The sequence below is a fragment of the Xenorhabdus sp. Sc-CR9 genome (genome assembly GCF_963897815.1).
Classification (GTDB): Bacteria; Pseudomonadota; Gammaproteobacteria; order Enterobacterales; family Enterobacteriaceae; genus Xenorhabdus.
In genome coordinates, this window is record NZ_CAWQTY010000021.1 from 1 (window position 1) to 4,780 (window position 4,780).

The 4,780-nt window shown below is 34.0% G+C and carries 3 protein-coding genes and 2 pseudogenes; 1 reads left to right on the forward strand and 4 read right to left on the reverse strand.

Features of this window, described 5'->3' with window-relative positions; all coding sequences use genetic code 11:
- A pseudogene (locus tag AACQ81_RS01020) lies at positions 1-161 on the forward strand (IS5/IS1182 family transposase); the annotation flags it as partial.
- A 273-nt stretch (positions 162-434) separates the two neighbouring features.
- On the opposite strand, the pseudogene AACQ81_RS01025 reads toward AACQ81_RS01020, so the two are convergent.
- From AACQ81_RS01025 to AACQ81_RS01040, 4 genes and pseudogenes are all read right to left on the reverse strand, one after another.
- Positions 435-680, reverse strand: a pseudogene (locus AACQ81_RS01025) (transposase); the annotation flags it as partial.
- Between the two features lie 257 nt (positions 681-937).
- The gene (locus AACQ81_RS01030; protein WP_237388383.1) at positions 938-2,521 is read right to left on the reverse strand and encodes a hypothetical protein; all 1,584 of its coding nucleotides are present in this window, start codon (positions 2,519-2,521) and stop codon (positions 938-940) included.
- Between the two features lie 10 nt (positions 2,522-2,531).
- Positions 2,532-3,902 (reverse strand): hypothetical protein, encoded by a 1,371-nt coding sequence (locus AACQ81_RS01035; protein WP_237388384.1) that lies wholly within the window; start codon positions 3,900-3,902, stop codon positions 2,532-2,534.
- A 128-nt stretch (positions 3,903-4,030) separates the two neighbouring features.
- On the reverse strand, positions 4,031-4,726 hold the full coding sequence (locus AACQ81_RS01040) for a hypothetical protein (protein WP_237388385.1): 696 nt from the start codon (positions 4,724-4,726) through the stop codon (positions 4,031-4,033).
- Between the last annotated feature and the right edge of the window lie 54 nt (positions 4,727-4,780).

Below are 4,780 nucleotides of genomic sequence, written 5' to 3' on the forward strand. Positions count from 1 at the left end.
AATATGATCGCGAGCTCTATCGACTCAGGCATTTGGTTGAAAACGCTTTTCTCCATTTGAAGCGCTGGCGTGGTATAGCGACCCGTTACGCCAAAAACAGTGCATCGTTTCTTGCCGCAGTCCAAATTCGCTGCCTTGCTCTTTGGTTGAGTATTTCATGACGACGCCATTTAGATGACCTCTCACTTAATTTTTATTAGTGAGCGTGTTAACGAGAATTTACATATAACTTATCCACATATTCTACAATTAGATCCTTAATAGATCCTAATATAAACCTAACTGATCCCCGATCGCCGCAGGCCGGATAAGACAAGGCCTCCAGCTTATTTGGGTGTGTCGAAAAGGGAAAAAGGTGTGTAGTATTGGGAATAGTGGCTGGCATCAATCATTAACCACTCAAAATCCGGCTCAGTAATGAGTTGCTCGAGTCACCCTTCCCATATGCCCTTGTCCCGCCACCGGCAAAAACGGCGATGCGTATTTTTCCAATCACCGTAATCGGTCGGTAAATCTCGCCAAGGCGCCCCCGTACGTAAAATCCAAAATACGGCATTAATAAATAATCGATTATCGTAAGCAACCCGTCCCCAAGCGCCTTTTCGACCCGGTAAGTGGGGTTCAAGTAAATTCCAGACATGTTCGGAAATATCGTGGCGGCGGTATGCAGGCGTGCTCATGGTTAGTTCACTCTGTTTATGGAATGCAAATCTTATTATCGCACAAAATAATTTATGACGACATTATCTAAGGAAAAAAAGCATATTCTCTTAAAAATCTTTCGAAACACAATTTAAAGTTAGTGATTTAATCAGCCTAAAAACACCGATTTTTAGGCTTTTCTCATACAGTGATAAATATGTATATTACTTTCTTTTCACATAGATAATTTTCAAAAACATTGATAACAGGTAATTGGATCGCAATATTACAGAGATTAGTGATTAGCACTGGAATCGGTATTACTTCCCATTTCGGTATCAGCAAGAATTTCTGTAATATACCAATGATCTTTACTCTGATCCTGCCTCAAAAAATATTGGTGTTCACCAATAGAGAATGGAACCTGATATTGATAACTCGTATCCCACGGATCTTGATGTTCACTGATAGGATCAGGTTTTCCCCCTCTGTATATATAACTGGAAAACCAATAATTATCGCTGAATCTTTGACCCGCATAATAACACGTATTTTTAATAAAATATGGAAACTGCGGATAATAATAATACGCCCAAATATTAGAACTATTTTGCTCACCGACTTTTCCATCTTTACTCAATTCGTAAGTAAGCGCACTAAGATCAGTTTTCGCATGGAGATACATATATTCTTTCCCTTCCATTGAGAAGAAAAATGTCGCTCCATAGAAATTATCCCAATCGTTTTGTGTTGTTGATTTTCCCATTTTTCCGCTCGGAAGAATTTCATATATAATATAAGGATACTTATCATTGACATTTTTATCTTTACTATGAAGATAAATAAACTTCCCCGACCCCGCCTGATATGCAAACCCTACATCGTAATCACTGCCAAAATAACCACAATCAACGATTTCTTTGTTACCATTTCCATCTAATTTTGCAATTATCCAATAAGTTTTATATGTATTTCTTGACGTATTAATAAAATTCTTAGCCAGCCCCAAAATATACTGCTTTTCCTCAAGTACAAAAGGGAAGATTAGATCATAAAAATTTACCCACTTCTGTCCGGTGGACGTTTGTTCACCCTGCTGCCCGCCTGCAATCAGCTTATGTACAGTCACCAAGTGGTCACATTCACGCTGACGGAAGAGATATTGCTGATTATTGATAGAATAAGTAAATATTGTTCTAATATATTCTCCATTGTCAGGAGGAAAAGCGTCGCAATCTAAATTACGCTGAAAATGGAGTGGTTCAGTTGCATAAGCTGTTACATCGGTATTCAAGAAACCAGTGAGTGTTACAATTTCCCCCTCTTTATTTGTATTATAAAGTTCAAAACTTGCATTTCCTGCTGCATCAGTATCCACAGAAGTGGACTGCACTAACTGACTTTTCTCAAAAGAAGCAGAACCTGTAACACTTAAATCCAATTTACGTTTGGAAAGATTCACTCCTGAACCTGTCCCAGTAAGAATCGCATTCACTTTATTACTCTGCACACCATCAGCCATTGCATAGTCATTAATGACATTAAAATTAAGTGTGTAATGTGCCGTCGCCTTGAAATGATAAGGTTGTACACCAATCTTTTGACCACTTTCCTGAAGAAAAACAGTTAACTGACCATCACCACCGACATCCGGGCCTATGATCACTACAGAGGCTTCCCCTGTACTATCTGTATGACAAGAAAGTTTTCTTTGACCTGTGTCCTTGCCATTCACGACAAAGCTACCCAAAGAACATTCAAAAATTAATCCTAAATCAACCAATGTAATAAACTCTTCATAGACCGTAGCCTGAAAATTAGTAGCAGACCTTCCTTGGATAAGGTCATAACTTTGAGAAAAACTGACTAAGATATTCATATTATTCTACTCAAAATGTAAGTGGATCGACAAAAACAATAGTATTATTAATTTGCTGCATCGAAATGCCACCAACATTAATAGTGAACTGAGATCGAACCGCTTTATTAGATGTCAACGCATAAATGAGCATCTTATTACTATCAGGATTAGATATTTGTAAAACATTAGTAGATTCATTAATACTAATATTGGAATCATCGAATTTCACTATAATATCAGTAATTTTATTTGAAAGAATTTTAATAAGAAGAAAACATTGACAAACGCCATCTGCAACACCATAAGAACTATAAGTATAGATCAGTTTTCCATCTGGAGGTGTCAACCAATTTGAGAAATCGAGCGGGATCTTATAAGCAATAACAGGATCTGTATAGTTAAGTATTAACATACTGTTTTTAGTAATATCATCACTATAGATATTAAGATAACCCACACCATTCTCATCTATATCACTCAGCAATGTATTATTAGAATCATCACTAAAGTGGGCGTTTGTTAGCTGAGCATTAATAAGCTTACCACTACTGCTATTATTTAAATCTGTATATATTACTGCTGTTAAAAAAGGTTTTATATCTTGATCACTGCTAGGTCTGGCACCAATATTTTTGGTTATTTGTACTTTAACATTGACATTATCAAAATCATTAAAGATGGAAATTTTTGAACAACCGGAAGCTATATTTTTATTGAGAACAGAAAAATTTGCGACAATGTATTTTACTTCTGAAATATTCACTTTATCTGTTTTCAATATACAATCTACATAACCAGAATTTATTTGTTCTTGTATCAATACTATACTTTCAGATTTAAGAGAATTTAATTCTCCACCATTTTCATCGAAAATAGATGCTGTAATAACGATAGTATCAGAAACCGCCAAATTTTTAAATTTAGCACGAACCCTAACTCCATGATATTTACTGATTAAATGTAAATTCAATATGGATTTCTTAGCATCTTTAAAAACAAGCTCATAATCTGAATTACCCATATCATTACCTCCTAGAATAGTAATATTTGAAGTTAGTGAATAAAGATAATTGTCATCAAAATCTTTTACTGTATATTTTGCCTCGCATAAGCCAAATACATTTATCTCACTTACATAAAAAAATAAAAAATAAAAATCATCATCTAATTTATCTGGTGTTACATAGTAAGGAATACTCTTTACTTTATCATTGATATTATCTTTTAAATAAATCTCTCCTTCTATCTTATCTAATAGTTCCACCTGTTGATATTTATCTACCTGCATCACTATATACTTAACACCCATAGCTATTATTTCAGGGATATTAATTATACCATCAGAATTAGCTTGACGAAACTTGGGCGGCAACAAAGAATTTTTATTTTTTGGGCTCATAAACTACCTTTTTGATAAAATTTTCCAAAAAAATATATTCCAAATTAATGGAAAAATAAATAATTCAAATGTTAAGTCTTACTAAGTCATTAAAGAAATATTATTTTAATCTTTTTTGTTTTTGTCTTTTAAAAAGTAACAATATGACCTGACCAGATACCACCATATGTCATATCACGCTCATTATCATCACCGATTTGATAATCAAAGAAAATTTCACCATCATGATACGGAAAAGCCAGATTATTATTCAATAAATTATAGGGTATATCAAATTTCAAGGTCGCTGTTTTTCCGCCTACGCTATCTGGTTGATACGGCATATTGCCGTTAAAAACATGATTTATTGTTTGGGTATTCGAATTAATATATAAGGTCAGAATAATTTTTGAACCCAGTTTTATTTTAGTAGCATCACTATTATCATTAGTGCCTGTTATTCTGACAAACAAACCTGCATCATTTGAGTTATGAATATGATTAGATATCTTATTGTTATTGATACCTTCACCCTGTTTTATCAATTTATCAAAACTGGAATAAACCTTACAAGGTTCATATATTCTATCAACATCTTTCCACGGTTTATTTGGCCTTCCTCTATAAGTCACATCTGTAGGACTGGATTTAACCAATACATGTCCATCTGATTGAATTAAAATATAATTTAACTTAGATAATTCATTCTGCTTAAAAATAAAATAAGATAATTCTCTTAAACATGAACTGGGTTTATCTGCATCAAGAATTCTAAATAAGATTTCAAAATAGTAGATCACTTGAAGGGAACTCAGTCCGATTTTCGCGATCTGATTAATCGCCAAATCAAAACAAATCCCAAAATGGACTGAGTCATGCCAATCATAACATCAATACCC

What these genes read in the sequence shown, in the direction of transcription:
- AACQ81_RS01030 (WP_237388383.1), bottom strand. Translation starts at nt 2,521, where the DNA reads ATGAATATCTTAGTCAGTTTTTCTCAAAGTTATGACCTTATCCAAGGA.
- AACQ81_RS01035 (WP_237388384.1), bottom strand. Translation starts at nt 3,902, where the DNA reads ATGAGCCCAAAAAATAAAAATTCTTTGTTGCCGCCCAAGTTTCGTCAA.